The organism is Herbiconiux sp. 11R-BC, assembly GCF_049472555.1.
Classification (GTDB): domain Bacteria; phylum Actinomycetota; class Actinomycetes; order Actinomycetales; family Microbacteriaceae; genus Herbiconiux.
Window position 1 is genome coordinate 582,859 of record NZ_JBCEBO010000002.1, and the last position, 17,148, is coordinate 600,006.

Sequence of the window (17,148 nt, forward strand, 5' to 3'; positions counted from 1 at the left end):
GAGAGGATGTCTGCGCATGAGTGACGTGAACGAGAACTCGCCGCTGTTCGCCATCGCGGTGGCGGCCGAGCTCGCCGGCATGCACGCGCAGACCCTCCGGCAGTACGACCGGCTCGGTCTCGTGGTGCCCACCCGCACCGCCGGCAAGTCGCGCCGCTACTCGATGCGCGACGTCGTGCAGCTGCGCGAGATCGCCCGCCTCTCCTCGGAGGGCGTCTCGCTCGAGGGCATCGCGCGCATCCTGCAGCTCGAGAACCAGGTGTCGGCCCTCTCGGCCCGGGTGCGCGAGCTCGAAGGCGCTCTCGCCGACGAGCTGCTCAACCGCCCCGGCCGCCGCGTGTTCGCCGCCGGAGTCGAGGGCGAGGTCATCTCGCTCAAGCACGGCACCCGCACGCAGCGCCGTACCGAGCTCGTGGTGTGGCAGCCCCGCTTCGACGACTGAGCGGCCTGCGGCGCTCCCGCGCGGTCGGCCGGATGGCGGCCCCGGGGGCACTCGCTCCACGGGCGGCCCCGCACACCGCGTACGGTTGAGGCGTGAGTGAGTTCTCCTTCGACGCCCTGCGCCGCTTTCCCGACGTCGAGGCCGAGAACCTCTTCGCGGTCGACGCGAGCGACCGGCTGATCCTCGACGAGGCGGATGCGGCGCTCGAGCAGACGGCCGGCGACCCCGGCCGGGTCGTGGTGATCGGCGACAACTACGGCGCCCTCACCCTCGCCTCGGCCGCGGTGCTGGGGCTGCACGGCATCCGTGTGCATCAGGATGCGCTCTCGAGCGAGCTCGCTCTCGCCGCCAACGCCAAGCGCGTCTCCGACATCGACCTGACGGGCCGTTACCGCATCCTGCCGCTCGGCCGCGAACTGCTCGAGGGAGCTACCGTCGTGCTCCTGCAGCTTCCCCGCAGCCTCGCCGCGCTCGACGACATCGCGCGCACCGTCGCCGCCTACGCCGACCCCGCCGTGGTGGTCTATGCCGGCGGCCGGGTGAAGCACATGACCCCCGCCATGAACGAGGTGCTCTCGGCCTCGTTCACCGAGGTCACCGCCACGCTCGCCCGCCAGAAGTCGCGCGTGCTCGTGGCCCGCGGAGCCCGGCCCGAGGTGGGGGCGCCGCTGCACCACCGCGAGTTCCACGTCGACCTCCGCCTGTGGGTGTGCGCCTCCGGAGGGGCCTTCGCCGGTACCAAGATCGACATCGGCACCCGGCTGCTGCTCGACCACCTGCCCGAGATGCGACCGGATGCGCGCAACGCCGTCGACCTCGGCTGCGGAACCGGCGTGCTCGCCGCCGCTCTCGCAGAAGCGCGCCCCGCCCTCTCCGTGATCGCCACCGACCAGTCGGCCGCCGCTGTCGCCTCAGCGCAGGAGACGATGGCGGCGAACGGTCTCGCCGACCGCGTCGAGGTGGTGCGGGCGGATGCGCTGAGCGGCTTCGACGACGCCAGCACCGAGCTCATCGTGCTGAATCCGCCGTTCCACATCGGCTCCACGGTGCACGCGGGCATCGCCCTCAAGCTCTTCGAGGCCGCGGGCCGCGTGCTCGCGCCCGGAGGCGAGCTCTGGACGGTGTTCAACTCGCACCTGTCCTACCGGGCAGCGCTGCATCGCGCGGTGGGGGAGACCCGTCAGATCGACCGCAACGCGAAGTTCACGGTGATGGTGTCGACGAAGCGCTGACACCACCCCAGGCGACGCCGCTGCGGCGCGGGCGCCTCGGGGGTAGGGGAGGCCCGGCGAGCATCGGCATCGGCAGGCCGCGCGCGGTGAAGCGCCGCCAGAGCGTGAACTCGAACACCGCGACGAGCACCACCGCACCCACGATGGCCGTGCCGCGCGAGGGGATCAGGATGAGCGGGTCGAGCACGAGGCGCGGCACCAGGTCGAGCCCCTCTCCCGTGCCGATCACCATCAGGAACACCGTGCCGTAGATCAGCACGCGCAGCTGCCACGCCCGACGCAGGCCGGCCACCGCGAACAGGCAGAGCAGCCACAGTCCGTACCAGGGGTGCAGCAGCGGCGAGAACAGCGCGACGGCTGCGAAGCCGCCGGCGAGCAGCCAGAGCGGGTCGGAGCGGCGCTTCACCGTGTAGAGGACGACCGCCAACAGGCATCCGGCCACCAGGAAGACCAGGACCACGCCGGAGCGCCAGGCCTCGCCGTCACCGCCGAGGGCGTTCACCAGGTCGCGTAGCCAGAGCGAGGTGAAGCGCGGAACCGAGTACCAGGAACCGATGCCGAGCGGTGTGCCGAGGCCGGCCACCCAGCCGAGGCCCACACCGAGACCCGCGCCGAGGGCGAGCATCCCGCCCGCCGCGATGCCCGCCACGGCCGCCCAGCGGGCGATCACGCGCCCCCATCCGGCGTCGGCCCCGGCCCAGATCAGGCCGATCACGGGAAGCGCGACCAGAGCGATCGGCTTCACCCCGATGGCGGCCGTCACGAGCACCGTGGCGAGCACCGGACGGCCCTTCAGGCCCTGGTAGGCGCCGGCCACCACGAGGCCGAGCATGAGCGAGTCGTTGTGACCTGCCACCACGAAGTTCATCAGCACGAGCGGGCTCACGCCCACGGCCCAGAGCACCGCGGCCTGGTCGAAGCCGCGCAGCTGGGCGATGCGCCACGCGGAGTAGATCAGGAGGGCGAGGCCGGCGACCGAGAGCAGCCGCGTGAGCACGAGCGTGAACTCGAGCGGGGCGGATGCCGTCAACCCCACGATCGCGCGCTGGAGCATCACGAAGAGCGGTCCGTAGGGGGTCACGGTGGTCGACCACTTCACATCGACGCCCGCCTCCGCCCAGCCGGGGACATCCGCCATCACGTTCGCGTAAGGATCGAGGCCCGCGTCCATCAGGCGGCCTTGGCCGATGTAGGCGTAGATGTCCCGGCTGAAGAGAGGGACGGCGACGAGGAGCGGCAGCGACCAGGCCACGAGAGAGGCGACGACCTGGCGCAGATCACCTGTGCCGGGGGAGGCGGAGCCTTGGTCGGCGGCCCGCCGCGAGAGCCGACGGGGTAGACCGAGCGAGAGCCCGAGCGACAGCCAGCAGAACAGCAGCACCAGCACGCCGCCCACCACGAGCAGGGCGCAGGCCGCCACGGCGCCGCGCGTGTCGCGCAGCGCGATGATCTCGGGGCGCGCGGCCAGGCGCATCGCCGAGGGCAGCCAGCCCGCCCCGAGCGAACCGGCTGTGATCGCCAGCGAACCGAGGAACCCGAGCGCCAACCGGAGGCGCGGCGGAAGCGAGAGCACTACCGCAGAGCGCGGGTGCGGAGCGCCGGCGCTGCCAGCACGCGGGCCGGGAAGCGGTTCTTAAGGGTGAGCTCGGTGCCGATCAGGATGGCCGCGAAGCCGATGAGGGCGGTGCCGATGACGGCCACCGGGATCATCGTGTCGTGGTCGAACCGCGGGATGAGGTCGAACGGCTCGGCGAGGCCGATGAGCATGAAGAACGCCGTCGAGTAGACCACGACGCGGATGCGCCAGAGCCGGTCGACGCCCGCGAGCGCGAAGAAGGTGAGCAGCCAGATGCCGTACCAGGGGTGCAGCACGGGCGAGGAGAGCATGATCACGGCGAAGCATCCGGCGAGCAGCCACAGCGGGTCGACGCGGCGCTTGGCGATCACGAGGTAGGCGGCGGCGGTGCAGCCGAGGCCGAGCATCCCGAGCTTGAACACCTCTTGCGTGATGTCACCGGACAGTCCCACGCCGTTCGCGAGGCCGCCGACGCTGATGCCGAGGATGTTCGCGGGGGCGTACCAGGAGGAGATGGTGACGGGGGTCGCCAGCGCGGAGACCCAGCCGATGCCGATGCCGAGGCCCCAGCCGAGCACGGCGATGCCGCCGAGCGCGATGCTCGCCACGGCCAGCCAGCGCTTGATGATGGCGCCCCAGCCGGCGTTCTGCCCAGCCCAGATGAGGCCGATGATGGGCAGGGCGATGAGGGCGATCGGTTTCACGCCGATGGCGACGGCCACGAAGATCGTGCCCAGGATGGGCCGGTCTTTCAGGGCGTAGTAGACGCCGCCCACGATGAAGCCGAGCATCAGGCCGTCGTTGTGGCCGGCCACCACGAAGTTCATCAGCACGAGCGGGCTGGCGGCCACGATCCACAGCACGCCGGCCTCGTTGAGGCCGCGCAGGCGGGCGATGCGCCAGGCGTAGTAGGCCAGCATCGCGAGGCCGCCCGCCGCGAGCAGCCGGAAGATGAAGATCGGCACCTCGGTGGGCAGCGCATCCGTCGCCATCACTGTCAGCTTGCTGAGCCACACGAACACGGGGCCGTAGGGGGTCTGCGTGTCGGCCCAGAGGGGGTCGACGCCGAGGGCGAACCAGCCCGGCAGGTCGGCCATGCCGGTGGTGTAGGGGTTCATGCCGGCGGCCATCAGGCGGCCCTGGCCGACGTAGGCGAACATGTCGCGGCTGAACATCGGCACGGTGACGAGCAGCGGGATGCCCCAGGCGATCGCCGAGGTCACCACCTGGCGGAGCGGGGAGGCCTGCTTGGAGGCGGTCGCGGCATCCGTCGCCGACTCCGTCTTGGGGGTGGTTGCGTCTGCTGCGCCCTGCCGGGTGCGCAACAGCGAGACGCCGAGCGCGAGCCAGGCCGCGAGCAGGAGCAGCGCGCCGCCGACCACGAGGATGCCGCAGATGGCGACCGCGCCGCGGGTGTTGCGGAGCAGATCGATCAGGAGCCAGCTCTGGATGCTGGAGGCGGGACTCAGCCAGCCGACGCCGAGCGAGCCGACAGCGATGCTGACGGAACCGACCACCCCGAGGATCAGTCGTACGCGCGGCGAGAGGACATACACGCCTATTTCTTACCACGTTCAGCTGAATATCAGCCAGCGATGGGTCACGGACGGGCGCGGAGCGTCTTTGCCGCTAGCGCGAGAACATCCATTCTGCTAAACTTGAGTCAGGTCCACTCAAGTTTATAGGGAGAATGCGAGCCAGCATGGCAACCAACCAGGGAACCCCGAGCGGCGACGAGCAGAAGAGCGCTCTCGAGCAGTACGGCGTCAACCTGACCGAGATCGCGGCGAGCGGCAAGCTCGACCCGGTGATCGGGCGTGATGCCGAGATCCGCCGCGTCAGCCAGGTGCTCACGCGCCGCACCAAGAACAACCCCGTGCTCATCGGCGAGCCCGGTGTCGGAAAGACGGCCGTGGTCGAGGGCCTCGCCCAGCGCATCGTCGCGGGCGACGTGGCCGATTCGCTGAAGGGCAAGCAACTCGTGTCGCTCGACCTGGCGGCGCTCGTGGCCGGCGCCAAGTACCGGGGCGAGTTCGAGGAGCGGCTGAAGGCCGTGCTCAAAGAGATCAACGACGCCGACGGCCAGATCATCACCTTCATCGACGAGCTGCACACCCTGATGGGCGCCGGCGGCGGCGAGGGCTCGGTGGCGGCGTCGAACATGCTCAAGCCGATGCTGGCCCGCGGCGAGCTGCGCCTGATCGGCGCCACCACGCTCGACGAGTACCGCGAGTTCATCGAGAAGGACGCCGCCATGGAGCGGCGCTTCCAGCAGGTGTTCGTGGGGGAGCCCTCGGTCGAAGACACCGTGGCCATCCTGCGCGGCCTGAAGGAGCGTTACGAGGCGCACCATAAGGTGTCCATCGCCGATGCGGCGCTCGTGGCCGCCGCCTCGCTGTCGAACCGCTACATCCCCGGCCGTCAGCTGCCCGACAAGGCCATCGACCTGATCGATGAGGCCGCGTCGCGCCTGCGCATGGAGATCGACTCCGCTCCGGTGGAGATCGACGAGCTGCGCCGCAGTGTCGACCGGCTGCGGCTCGAGGAGCTCGCGCTCAAGAAGGAGAAGGACGACGCCTCGAAGGAGCGCCTGGCGGCCCTGCGCGAGACCCTGCGCATCCGTTCCCAGGAGCTCGCCGGCCTGCAGGAGCGGTGGGACCGCGAACGCGCGGCGCTGAACCGCGTGGGCGAGCTGAAGGAGAAGCTCGACAACGCCCGCATGCGGGCCGAGCGCGCCCAGCGCGAGGGCAAGCTCGAGCAGGCCTCGCGGCTGCTCTACGGCGAGATCCCGGTGCTGGAGCGCCAGCTCTCCGAGGCCGAGGCGGCGGAGATCGACTCCGAGGGTGCCGAGCGCATGGTGAACGACCAGGTCGACGCCAACGACATCGCGGCGGTCATCGCGCAGTGGACCGGCATCCCGGTCGACCGTCTCACCCAGGGTGAGACCGAGAAGCTGCTGCACCTCGAGGCGGAGCTCGGCAAGCGCCTGATCGGCCAGAAGGCCGCCGTTCGGGCCGTCTCCGACGCGGTGCGCCGCTCGCGGGCGGGCATCTCGGAGGCCGACCGCCCGACGGGTTCGTTCCTGTTCCTGGGGCCCACCGGCGTGGGCAAGACCGAGCTCGCGAAGGCGCTCGCCGAGTTCCTGTTCGACGACGAGCGCGCCCTCGTGCGCATCGACATGTCGGAGTACGGCGAGAAGCACTCGGTGGCCCGGCTGCTCGGAGCCCCTCCCGGCTACATCGGCTACGAGCAGGGCGGGCAGCTCACCGAGGCGGTGCGCCGGCGGCCTTACTCCGTCGTGCTGCTCGACGAGGTGGAGAAGGCGCATCCCGAGGTCTTCGACGTGCTGCTGCAGGTGCTCGACGACGGCCGGCTCACCGACGGGCAGGGCCGCACGGTCGACTTCCGCAACACCCTGCTCGTGCTCACCTCGAACCTCGGTTCGCAGTTCCTGGTCGACCCGACGCTGTCGCCCGACGACCGCACCGCGCTCGTGCAGGAGGCCGTGCGCCAGGCGTTCAAGCCCGAGTTCGTGAACCGGCTCGACGACATCGTGGTGTTCGACGCCCTCTCGGAGGGCGACCTGGCGCAGATCGTGTCGCTCTACGTCGACCGTCTCGAGCGCCGGCTCGCCGGGCGGCGGCTGTCGCTCGCGGTGACTCCGGATGCGCGCAGCTGGCTCGCTGCGCACGGCTACGACCCCCTCTACGGGGCCCGGCCGTTGCGCCGCCTCATGCAGCACGAGATCGACGACAAGCTCGCGATGGCGTTGCTCGCCGGGGTCGTGCGCGACGGCGACACGGTGCGGGTCGACGTGGATGCCGACGGCGACGGGCTGACCGTCGGGGCGGTGTAGCTCCGGCCTACGGTCCGACGGCAACTGCTTCGGAAACGCCGAAGGCCCGGTCCCGCTTGTGCGGGGCCGGGCCTTTCTGCGTGGTGCGGGTGCGCGTTACTCGGTGCGCGTTACTCGTTGACGAGGAGCAGCTCGCTCAGCGGGAGTCGGGCGCGGGGCGCGGTCTCGCGGGCGCGGAGGGTCTCGTCGGGGAGCGCATCCGCGGTGTCGAGGGTGCCGAGAGCGGTGACCGTGACGGGCACGAGGTTCTCGGCGAGGCCGAAGGCGGCGGAGACGGCAGCGGCGTCGAAGCCGCCCATCTGGTGCACGTGCAGCCCGTCGTGGTGGGCCTGGACGGAGAGGTGGGCGAGGGCCTGACCGAGGTCGTACTCGGCCCAGCGACGGGGCTTGCCCTCGGCGTCGGCCACTTCGGCCACGCCGACGATCAACGCGGCGGCCGAGCCGGCCCAGACGGAGTTGAAGCCCATCAGCGAGGAGGCGATGGTGTCGAAGGCCGCGGAGCCGCGGCGCGCCACGATGAAGCGGGCGGGCTGCGAGTTCGCGGCGGAGGGTGCCCAGCGGGCGGCCTCGAGAGCCGCGGTCAGCGCGGTCTCGTCGATGGCCTCGGTCGCCACGAAGGAGCGGGGGCTCCAGCGCTCGGCGAGGGTGGGGAGGATGGGGGCGCTCGTCTCGGCGCCGCGCGTGAAGGTCTCGGCCGTCATGCTCATGGTTGTCTCCTTGGAGTGTCTGTGTGCTGCACCCCATCGGACAGCCGGATGAACCGGACCGCGGTCCGGTAATGGCCATAACTGTTCAGCACAGAGAACTATTCCGCGTCGCGCGCCCTCCGTGCGCGCAGGCGTGACACGACGAACCAGGCAGCCGCGGCGGCGACCCCCAGCAGCACGATCCACTGGAGGAATCCCGCGTATTCCTCCACCACGTGCCACTGCTCACCCAGCCAGAAACCGGCCAGGATGAACGCCGTGTTCCAGATCAGGCTGCCCGCCGTGGTCAGAAGCGCGAAGGCGGGCAGGGGCATCCGCTCGATGCCGGCGGGGATCGAGATGAGGCTGCGGAAGATCGGCAGCATCCGCCCGAAGAAGACCGCCTTCCTGCCGTGCCGCCGGAACCAGGCCTCGGTCTTGTCGACGTCGCCGACGTCGATGAGCGGCAGGCGGCGGGCGATGGCGCGCATCCGCTCGCGACCGAGCCAGGCGCCCAGGCCGTAGAGAACGAGGGCGCCGAGAAGCGACCCCAGGGTGGTGAACACGATCGCCGGCACGAGGTCGAGCTCGCCGCGGCTTGCCGCGAAGCCCGCGAGCGGCAGGATGACCTCGCTCGGGATGGGAGGGAAGAGGTTCTCGGCGAACACGGCGATTCCCGCCCCCACCGCGCCGAGCGTCTCCATGAGGGAGACGAGCCCGTCGGCGAGGGGGCCGAGGCTGCCGCCGGAGTCGGCGGCCGGCGCCGGCGCCGGCGCGGCGAAGGGGGCGGGGACGGATGGGTCGGCTGGGGCCAGGCTCATGCCGACGACTGTAGGCGGGCCGCCTGAAGCGAGCCTGAACTCAGCTCCGGTCAGGAACGCACGAGCCGCGCGATCGCGTCGGAGGCCTCCTTGAGCTTGGCCTCGGCCACCGCGCCGCCCTCGGCCACCGCCTCGACGACGCAGTGGTTGAGGTGGTCGTTGAGCAGCCCGAGCGCCACCGACTCGAGCGCGCTCGTCATCGCCGAGACCTGGGTGAGGATGTCGATGCAGTACTTCTCCTCGGCCACCATGTTCTGCAGACCTCGCGCCTGACCCTCGATGCGGCGCAGGCGCTTGAGGTAGTCGTCCTTGCTCGAGATGTAGCCGTGGTGCTGGTGTCCGGCATCCGGAGTCGCCTCGATCGGAGCGGAGGCGGGGCCGGATGCGCTGGGCGCGGTTTCGCTCATGATCAGATTCTCCCCGGTCGCAGGTCGAGACGCCGCAGCAGCTGGGCGTTGAGGGCCACGATGATCGTCGACAGCGACATCAGGATCGCCCCGACGGCCATCGGCAGCACGAACCCGATGGGTGCCAGCACTCCGGCGGCCAGCGGCACCGAGAGCAGGTTGTAGCCCGCGGCCCACCAGAGGTTCTGGGTCATCTTGCGGTAGCTCGCCGTCGACAATTCGATGACCGAGAGCACCGAGCGCGGGTCGTCGCTGGCCAGGATGACGCCGGCCGAGGCGATGGCCACGTCTGTTCCCGCGCCGATCGCGATGCCGACATCCGCCCGGGCGAGCGCCGGGGCGTCGTTCACGCCGTCGCCCACCATCGCCACCGTGCGGCCCTCCGCCTGCAGCTGGGCGACCTTCGCCGACTTGTCGCCGGGCTTCACGCCCGCGAACACGCGCTCGATGCCGAGCTCGGCGGCGACGGTGGCGGCGACCGGTTCGGCGTCGCCCGTGATCATCACGACCTGCACCCCGCGCTTCTTCAGCGCGGCGACGGCCTCCCGCGACTCGGGGCGCACCTCGTCGGCCAGCGCGATCAGGCCGATCACCTCGTCGTCGGCGAGAACGTGCAGCACCGTCTGGCCCGCCTGCTCGTGCGCGGGGAGCGGATGTGCGCCTCGCGCCTCGAGCAGCGCGGGGCCGCCGACGCGGATCGTGAGGCCGGAGACCTGGGCCACGACGCCCACGGCGGTGGACGCCTCGAACCCGGTGGCCACGGGCACGTCGAGTGCGCGCATCCGGGCCGCTTCGACGATCGCGCGGGCCAGCGGATGCTCGCTGTCGGCCTCCGCCGACGCGGCGAGGGCCAGCACCTCGTCTTCGGTGCGGCCGGGCGTCGCGACCACCGCGGTGACCGCCGGCTCGCCCTTGGTGAGGGTGCCGGTCTTGTCGAAGAGAACCGTGTCGACCGTTCGCATGGTCTCGAGCGCGAGGCGGTCCTTCACGAGGATACCGGCCTTCGCCGCCCGCTCGGTGGAGATCGACACGACGAGCGGGATGGCGAGCCCCAGGGCGTGCGGGCAGGCGATGACGAGCACCGTGATGGTGCGGATGACCGCGTCGCCCGGACTGCCGACGATCGACCAGACGACGGCCGTGATGACCGCCGCCCCGAGCGCGAACCAGAACAGCCAGCCGGCCGCGGTGTCGGCGATGCGCTGCGCGCGCGAGCTCGAGTTCTGCGCCTCGGAGACGAGTCGCTGGATGCCCGCGAGGGCGGTGTCGTCGCCCACGGCGGAGACGCGGATGCGCAGGGCCGTGTCGGTGGCGACGGTCCCCGCCACGACGTGGGCGCCGGGGCCGCGGGAGACCGGGCGCGATTCGCCCGTGATCATCGACTCGTCGACATCCGCTGTTCCGTCGATCACCTCGCCGTCGGCGGGCACCCGGGCGCCGGGGCGCACGATCACGAGGTCGCCGACCCGCAGTTCGGAGGGGGAGACCTTCTCGACGGTTCCGTCACCGGCGAGGCGCTCGGCCTCGTCGGGCAGGAGGGCCGCGAGGCTGTCGAGCGCCGAGCTCGTCTGGGCGAGGGAGCGCATCTCGATCCAGTGGCCGAGCAGCATGATGACGATCAGCAGCGCGAGCTCCCACCAGAAGTCGAGCTGGTGGTCGAGGAGGCCGAGGGTCGCGCCCCACGAGGCCACGAAGGCCACCGTGATGGCGAGGGCGATGAGCAGCATCATGCCGGGCTGGCGGGCGCGCAGCTCGGCGACGCCGCCGGTGAGGAAGGGGCGCCCGCCGAGCACGAACATGACGGTGCCGAGCACGGGGGAGATCCAGGTGGTGATGCCGGAGTCGGGAAGCGGGTAGCCGAGGATCATGGCGAACATCGAGCTGAAGCCGACGACCGGCAGCCCGATGACGAGCATCACCCAGAAGAGGCGGCGGAACTGGCCGGCGTGGTCGCCGTGCCCGGCGTGGCCCATGTGGTCGTGCCCGGAGTGGCCCGCGTGGTCGTGCCCGGAGTGGCCCGCGTGGTCGTGCCCGGAGTGGCCCGCGTGGTCGTGCCCGGAGTGGCCCGCGTGGTCGTGCCCCGAGTGGCCCACATGGCCCATGTGCTCGTGCCCGTCCTGCGAGGCGTGCTCGTGGTCCGTGTGCACGCCTCGCGTCGTGGGCTCCGCGGGATGCTCGTGATGAGTGCTCATGACGACAGACTATACCCCCAGGGGGTACCTGGAGCGCTGGGCCGGAGCGCTGCTACTTTGAACCCCATGACGGATCACGGAGAGTCGGAGGGCGCGGCAGCGCCACAGCCCGCCCCCGCCCTCCCTTCTGCGCCTCCCACCCGGGGCCGCCGCGCCGGCGACCCCTCCTCGCGCATCACGGGCGTGATCGTGGTGGGCATGAGCGTGGCCGTGTGGTGGCCGGCCTTCACTCTCGGCGCCTGGGGCGACTTCTTCTTCGATCAGCTGCTCACAGTGTGGGCCGCTGCCACGGGCGCGTTCATCGTCGTGCTCATCCAGCCCCGCGGAACGCCTCGGGTGGGGCGGGCCCTGGCGCTGCTGATCCCGAGCTTCTGGCTGGCTCTGTCGTTCGTGATCGGGTCGAACACCAACGACCTGGTCGTCATCCTGGTCGCTGTGCTCGGTGCACTCGTGGCCTTCCTCGCCGTGCCCACCACCATCTGGGTGCTCGCCCGCATCATCTGGCCCGAGTTCGGCGACGCCATCTCACTCGGCCGCCGTTTCGCGGTGGTCGGCGCCGTCGCGGTCATCGCGGTGGCCTCGTTCCTGCTCGGCGTGAACCAGTCGAAGTTCCTCACCTGCCACGACTTCACCGTGAGCGGCAACTCGGAGCCACCCGGCTGCACGCCCGACCCCACGTGATCGCCCATGCCATCCGTCGAGCCGATGCGTCGGGCGCCCACTGCGCCACGGCGTCAGCGTCCGCTCGGGATGCGGCCGGATTGCAGTGATCTCAGGTCTGCCACGAGCCGTTCAAGAGTGTCGGGAGTTGCGGAAGATGAGCGAAACGGGAACTGCCCGAGCAACGGAAAGGCAAACCTCAACCGCTGACCGTTCATGTCTGCGCTCACTTCAAGGGAAGGAAAGCGATTGCCGCCTGTCACCGTCGTGGTCGCGCAGAGGCTTCGAATGTCTGACCACGGTATCCACAGTTGAAGGACCGGAGTTCCGCGCCCTGACCAGACCGAGACGCCTGCGAGATTGCTGGCCAGGGTGAGGCCGTAGGGAAGCTGGTGAAGAGGGTCGCGGACATGTCGAATCATCCATTCGAGGTCATTGGTCTTGAATGTCTCGTGGATCACGTGCCAGGGACCATCGGATTTTAGTGATCTTGCCCTCACATGCCAACCACCGACAACGGCAACGCCGCCAGCAAGAACGAACATCATCGGCACGATGGACGCGAACATCACCACGGCCAAGGTGATGCTGCCTGGAAGGTCGCCATCGAGATTGACGTTGCGCACGAACGCCGCGAACACGAATACGACGCCCGCGACATGGGTCCAGCCGACGGCTGACCAGAATCCGTGGTTGCGCTTCACGTGATGGTTCAGTTCTAGGCGGGTGTCGCCGTGAGCTCCCGGTGGAGTGCGGCCACGAAGGCGTCGATGTCGGCCTCGGTGGTGTCGAAGGCGCACATCCAGCGCACCTCGCGCGTGGCCGGGTTCCAGTCGTAGAACCGGAACGACTCGCGCAGGCGGTCGGCGACGCCGGCCGGCAGGATCGCGAACACCGCGTTCGACTGCGTCTCCTGCGTCAGCGTCACGCCCGGGAGCCCTTCGACGGCGGCGCGCAGACGCTGCGCCATCGCGTTCGCGTGCGAGGCCGAGCGCAGCCACAAGTCAGACTCCGAGCCGTAGAGCGCGATGAGCTGCGCCGAGACGAAGCGCATCTTCGAGGCCAGCTGCATGTCGAGCTTGCGGAGGAAGGGGATGCCGCTCACCGCATCCGGATTCAGCACCACCACGGCCTCGCCGTAGAGCAGCCCGTTCTTGGTGCCGCCGAGCGAGAGCACGTCGACGCCCGCATCCGTGGTGAAGGCGCGCAGAGGCACGCCGAGGGAGGCCGCGGCGTTCGAGATGCGCGAGCCGTCGAGGTGCAGCGTCATGCCGAGCGAGTGCACGTGCTCGGCGATGGCCGCGATCTCGTCGACGGTGTAGACCGTGCCGAGCTCGGTGGTCTGGGTGATCGACACCGTCAGCGGCTGCGCGCGGTGCTCGTCGCCCCAGCCCCACGCCTCCACATCGATGAGCTCGGGCGTGAGCTTGCCGTCGGGGGTGGGCACGGTGAGCAGCTTGAGGCCGGCCACGCGCTCGGGCGCGGCGTTCTCATCGGTGTGGATGTGCGCGGTGGTGGAGCACACCACAGCGCCCCAGCGCGGGAGCATCGCCTGCAGCCCCACCACGTTGGCCCCCGTGCCGTTGAACACCGGGAAGGCCTCGGCCTGCCCGCCGAAGTGCCCGCGGATGACCTTCTGGAGCTCGGCCGTGTAGACATCCTTGCCGTAAGCGATCTGATGGCCGCCGTTGGCCGCCGCGATGGCCTCGAGCACCTCCGGATGCGCGCCGGCGTAGTTGTCGGAGGCGAAGCTCCGAAGCCCCCGATCATGCAGAGAGGCGGATGCGGGGGTCACGGATGCGGGGGTGTCGCTGTGCAGATCGGTCACCGGACCAGTCTCCCTCAAATCTGTGGATCGGCAGCGGAATGCGCCGATGTCCCCACCGGCCGCCGCCCAGGGCATACCCTTCGAGAACCGAGCCACCGTGGCTCCGCTGAAGGAGACCTGTCATGGCCGAGAAATCCGCACGCAAAGCCGTCGCCAAGCCCGCTGCCCGCTCGCTCAAGGAGAAGCGCGCCGACAAGCGCTCGAAGAGCGACAAGCAGGACCACTCGGCCGACGTCGTCTCCAACGTCAAGAAGAAGTAGAGCCTTCCGGCGCGGCGGGTGCGTCGGGCACCCGCGCCGGGAACCAGGGGGGCAGCAGCCGCACGTAGCTGCGCAGGAAGGCCTCGGTGTCGCGCGGCGCCGGTGTCTGCAGCCAGGAGCCGATCGCGCCGATCGCGCCGTTGGCGATGAACGGCCCGGCGATCACGGCGAAGAGCTCGTCGTCGGAGGCGGGCTCCTCGGCGAGGAACGCCTGCAGCGAGCCCTCGAACTGGGCGCTCAGCATCGGCTGCAGGCTGGCGGCCCCGCTGTCGGCGGAGAGCCCGCGCTCGTAGATGCGGGCGTGCTTCTCGATGTGCTGCAGCACCGCCCGCGTGGCCGAGGTGGTCGCGTCGCGTCGCGCCGAGGGGGCGACCCCGCTGAGGTGGTCGCGGCGGATGGCTTCGAGCTCCTCGCTCAGCACGCTCTCGAGCAGGGCGATCGGCGAACTCGCGTGCGCGTAGAAGGTGGAGCGGTTCACCTCGGCGAGCGTGGCGATCTCGGAGGCGCTGATGCTGTCGATCGGCCGCTCGGCCGCGAGTTGGAGCACGGCGGCGGCGAGCTTGGCGCGGCTGCGGCGGTGGCGGGCGTCCACTCGGCCTCCTCTCGTGTGCTCCTATGATGCCCGAAACCGTTCGTCCACCGGGAGTTTCCTTCGACGCGGCCCGGATGCGCCTTCCGTGCGTGCCGGGGCTGCCCGGGCCGCCCGGGGTCAGAGCCGGATGCGCCGGCCGTTGAGTGCGGAAGCCGGCTCGTCCCAGAGGCCGGCGACGGAGGCCGCGAGAGCGGAGACCTCGGTGTGTCCCGCGAACGTCTTCTCGGGGGCGGCGGCGCGCATCCGGTCGTCGACGAGGGCCAGCACCACGAAGATCGCCACCGCCGAGCGCAGTGCCGGCTGGTCGGCGGCGAAGCCGGCCGCCACCGAGCGCAGCCACGACTCCGAGGCGGCCTTGCCGGCGGCGTAGTCGGCGCCGGAAGCGGTGGGCCGGTCCACCGCCGTCGACGAGACGAACGCCACCCGGCCGGCTTCCGACGCCACGAGCGCCGGGTAGAAGGAGCGGGTCGTGTTGCGCAGGGTGCGGAAGGCGCGCTCCATCGCCGCCCAGCCGTCATCCGTCTGCCCGGTGATGCCGCGGCCGCCCACCCAGCCGCCCACGAGGTGCACGAGCCCGTCGACCGGGCCGGTGCTCGTCAGCCGCTGGGCGAGCGCATCGACGGCGGCGCTGTCGCTGAGATCGCACACTTCTGTGAGCGCGCCGGGCACGCGCTCGGCGAGGGCGTCGAGGCGCCCGCCGTTCGACCCGACCCCCACCACGGTCGCGCCCGCCGCCACGAGGGCGGCGCACACGGCCACGCCCGACTCGCTCGCGGCTCCCGCCACGACCACCCGCCGCCCGCGCACTCCGCGCGCGTCCGCGTCCTCCCCGCGCATTCCTGCTTCGCTCATCCCCTCATCCTGCCTTCCCGCCTCCCACCCCGCCTCCACAGCCCCATCGAGCCGTCGAAAAGACGCCCGAGACCCGCCGAGTGGACGTGATGTCGACGGCTCGGCGAGGTGGGCGGGGGATCAGGGTGGGCGCGGGCGGGCCTCAGGAGCGGCCCGTGATGCCGGCGGTGGAGCCGACCACCTCGCGCATCTTCTTGTCGAGCGCCTCGTAGAACATCGACAGCGGGAACTCGTCGTCGAGCACGGCGTCGGTGAGGCCGCGCGGCGGACCGTCGAGCGGCAGCGCTGCCGCCCCCTGCGCCCACACGGAGGCAGGGTTGGGCGTGAGCGTGCCGGAGACGAGCGCATAGGCGGCCAGCCAGTGCGCCGTCTTGGGGCGGTCGATCGAGCGCCAGTACAGCTCATCGATGGCGTCGCCCAGGGCGAGCACCGCATCCGCCACCTCGGGCCAGTCGATGGTGAGCTTGCTGTCCGTCCAGTGCAGCACGCGGCGCTGGTGCAGCCACGCGAACAGCAGCTGGCCACCCAGACCGTCGTAGTTGCGCACCCGGCTGCCCGTGATGGCGAACCGGAAGATGCGATCGAACAGCACCGCGTACTGCACGAGGCCGGCCTGCTCGAGCAGCTCGGTGTCGGCCGGGCTCAGCCGGCCCACCTCCAGCGCGTCGCGGGCCGCCACCAGTCGTCGCTCGATGCGCACCGCCTCGCGGAACGCCGTGAGGTCGCAACGCAGCTCCTCGAGCGAGTAGAGGAAGTACGGCATCCGCTGCTTGATCATGAACGGGTCGAAGGGCAGGTCGCCGCGCATGTGGGTGCGGTCGTGGATGAGGTCCCACATCACGAAGGTGCGCTCGGTGAGGGCTTGGTCCTCGAGCAGCCGAGCCGCCTCGGGTGGCAGCTCGAGCCGGGTGACGGAGGCCGCCTCCCGCACCACCCGGCGGAACCGGGCCGCCTCGCGGTCGGCGAAGATCGCTCCCCAGGTGTAGGCCGGGATCGTCGACGTCGCCACCGACTCGGGGAACAGCACGGCCGAGTTGGTGTCGTAGCCCGCGGTGAAGTCGAGGAAGCGGATGGGCACGAACAGGCTGTTCGAATAGTCGCCGGCTTCGAGGGCGGCCACGAAGTCGGGCCAGAGCACCTCCACCAGCACGGCCTCGACGTGCCGCTCGGTGCTGCCGTTCTGCGTGTACATCGGGAACACCACGAGGTGACGGATGCCGTCGGTGCGGTGGCGCTCCGGATGGAACGCCACGAGCGAGGCCACGAAGTCGGGCACCCCGAAGCCGTCGGCCGCCCACGCCGCGAAGTCGTCGCGAACGGCCACCAGGTAGTCGTGGTCGTGCGGGAAGCGCGGCGCGAGCTCGGCGACGGCGTCGCGGATGCGCTCCGCCAGATCGCGGGCGAGCGGATGATCGACGGGGTCGGGCACCGAGCCGTCCTTCGCCTGCAGGGGCTGCAGTTCTGCGACGGCATGCTTGAGGGAGATCCAGGCCGCCGACTCCTCGACGGGATCGCCGGCGGCTCCTGCTCCCGGCCACGGCCGGGCGTCTTCGACGACCTCGGGTTCTCCGATGATGGCCTTCTGGTCGGCGGAGCGGGAAGGGGCGATGGTGCGATCGCGTGCGGGCATGGTGGAACCTCCAATCGGTCGTCCTTTCGAGCCTAGGTGCAACGCATCCGCTCTTCTTTGAGCTCCCCGGAGGTTTCTTGCGCCAGGGCGCCAAGCTCGCGCGGGAAATCTCTG

General features: G+C 70.8%; 16 protein-coding genes. 5 read left to right on the plus strand and 11 right to left on the minus strand.

Annotated elements, in window-relative coordinates:
- Positions 1-16: 16 nt before the first annotated feature.
- Both VD659_RS07755 and VD659_RS07760 read left to right on the plus strand, forming a co-directional pair.
- Entirely contained in the window at positions 17-442 is a 426-nt protein-coding gene (locus VD659_RS07755; protein ID WP_423260539.1) for a heat shock protein transcriptional repressor HspR, read from the plus strand.
- Between the two features lie 92 nt (positions 443-534).
- Positions 535-1,674 (plus strand): class I SAM-dependent methyltransferase, encoded by a 1,140-nt coding sequence (locus VD659_RS07760; RefSeq protein ID WP_423260540.1) that lies wholly within the window; start codon positions 535-537, stop codon positions 1,672-1,674.
- Here VD659_RS07760 and mptB (VD659_RS07765) read toward each other — a convergent pair.
- Complete coding sequence (gene mptB, locus VD659_RS07765) at positions 1,646-3,220, minus strand: polyprenol phosphomannose-dependent alpha 1,6 mannosyltransferase MptB (RefSeq protein WP_423260541.1); 1,575 nt, start codon at positions 3,218-3,220, stop codon at positions 1,646-1,648. The two genes, VD659_RS07760 and mptB (VD659_RS07765), sit on opposite strands and share 29 nt — an antisense overlap.
- 26 nt (positions 3,221-3,246) lie before the next feature.
- Entirely contained in the window at positions 3,247-4,767 is a 1,521-nt protein-coding gene (mptB, locus tag VD659_RS07770; protein ID WP_423260542.1) for a polyprenol phosphomannose-dependent alpha 1,6 mannosyltransferase MptB, read from the minus strand.
- Positions 4,768-4,952: 185 nt separating this feature from the next.
- On the opposite strand from mptB (VD659_RS07770), the gene VD659_RS07775 reads away from it, so the two are divergent.
- On the plus strand, positions 4,953-7,106 hold the full coding sequence (locus VD659_RS07775; RefSeq protein ID WP_423260543.1) for an ATP-dependent Clp protease ATP-binding subunit: 2,154 nt from the start codon (positions 4,953-4,955) through the stop codon (positions 7,104-7,106).
- 110 nt (positions 7,107-7,216) lie between these two features.
- Here the strand turns inward: VD659_RS07775 and VD659_RS07780 are convergent, their stop codons facing one another.
- The 4 genes from VD659_RS07780 to VD659_RS07795 form a co-directional block, all read right to left on the minus strand.
- The gene (locus VD659_RS07780) at positions 7,217-7,807 is read right to left on the minus strand and encodes a nitroreductase family protein (protein WP_423260694.1); all 591 of its coding nucleotides are present in this window, start codon (positions 7,805-7,807) and stop codon (positions 7,217-7,219) included.
- A gap of 104 nt (positions 7,808-7,911) precedes the next feature.
- Positions 7,912-8,613, minus strand: a complete 702-nt coding sequence (locus VD659_RS07785) for a DedA family protein (protein ID WP_423260544.1) — start codon at positions 8,611-8,613, stop codon at positions 7,912-7,914.
- Positions 8,614-8,663: 50 nt separating this feature from the next.
- On the minus strand, positions 8,664-9,020 hold the full coding sequence (locus VD659_RS07790) for a metal-sensitive transcriptional regulator (RefSeq protein ID WP_423260545.1): 357 nt from the start codon (positions 9,018-9,020) through the stop codon (positions 8,664-8,666).
- A gap of 2 nt (positions 9,021-9,022) precedes the next feature.
- Positions 9,023-11,212, minus strand: a complete 2,190-nt coding sequence (locus tag VD659_RS07795; protein ID WP_423260546.1) for a heavy metal translocating P-type ATPase — start codon at positions 11,210-11,212, stop codon at positions 9,023-9,025.
- A 66-nt stretch (positions 11,213-11,278) separates the two neighbouring features.
- Here VD659_RS07795 and VD659_RS07800 point away from each other — a divergent pair, with 66 nt between their 5' ends.
- Positions 11,279-11,893: a hypothetical protein gene (locus VD659_RS07800; protein WP_423260547.1), complete on the plus strand. Its 615-nt coding sequence runs from the start codon at positions 11,279-11,281 to the stop codon at positions 11,891-11,893.
- 53 nt (positions 11,894-11,946) lie between these two features.
- Here VD659_RS07800 and VD659_RS07805 read toward each other — a convergent pair whose 3' ends face one another.
- Complete coding sequence (locus VD659_RS07805; protein ID WP_423260548.1) at positions 11,947-12,576, minus strand: hypothetical protein; 630 nt, start codon at positions 12,574-12,576, stop codon at positions 11,947-11,949.
- Between the two features lie 14 nt (positions 12,577-12,590).
- On the minus strand, positions 12,591-13,700 hold the full coding sequence (locus tag VD659_RS07810) for a threonine aldolase family protein (RefSeq protein ID WP_423260549.1): 1,110 nt from the start codon (positions 13,698-13,700) through the stop codon (positions 12,591-12,593).
- Positions 13,701-13,822: 122 nt separating this feature from the next.
- Here VD659_RS07810 and VD659_RS07815 point away from each other — a divergent pair, with 122 nt between their 5' ends.
- A complete protein-coding gene (locus tag VD659_RS07815) occupies positions 13,823-13,960 on the plus strand; it encodes a hypothetical protein (protein ID WP_423260550.1) in 138 nt (45 codons plus the stop codon).
- On the opposite strand, the gene VD659_RS07820 is transcribed toward VD659_RS07815, so the two are convergent.
- The 3 genes from VD659_RS07820 to VD659_RS07830 form a co-directional block, all read right to left on the minus strand.
- The gene (locus tag VD659_RS07820) at positions 13,947-14,552 is read right to left on the minus strand and encodes a TetR/AcrR family transcriptional regulator (protein WP_423260551.1); all 606 of its coding nucleotides are present in this window, start codon (positions 14,550-14,552) and stop codon (positions 13,947-13,949) included. The two genes, VD659_RS07815 and VD659_RS07820, sit on opposite strands and share 14 nt — an antisense overlap.
- A gap of 117 nt (positions 14,553-14,669) precedes the next feature.
- Positions 14,670-15,404: an SDR family NAD(P)-dependent oxidoreductase gene (locus VD659_RS07825; protein ID WP_423260552.1), complete on the minus strand. Its 735-nt coding sequence runs from the start codon at positions 15,402-15,404 to the stop codon at positions 14,670-14,672.
- Positions 15,405-15,546: 142 nt separating this feature from the next.
- Positions 15,547-17,034, minus strand: a complete 1,488-nt coding sequence (locus VD659_RS07830; protein WP_423260554.1) for a DUF6421 family protein — start codon at positions 17,032-17,034, stop codon at positions 15,547-15,549.
- Positions 17,035-17,148: the final 114 nt, after the last annotated feature.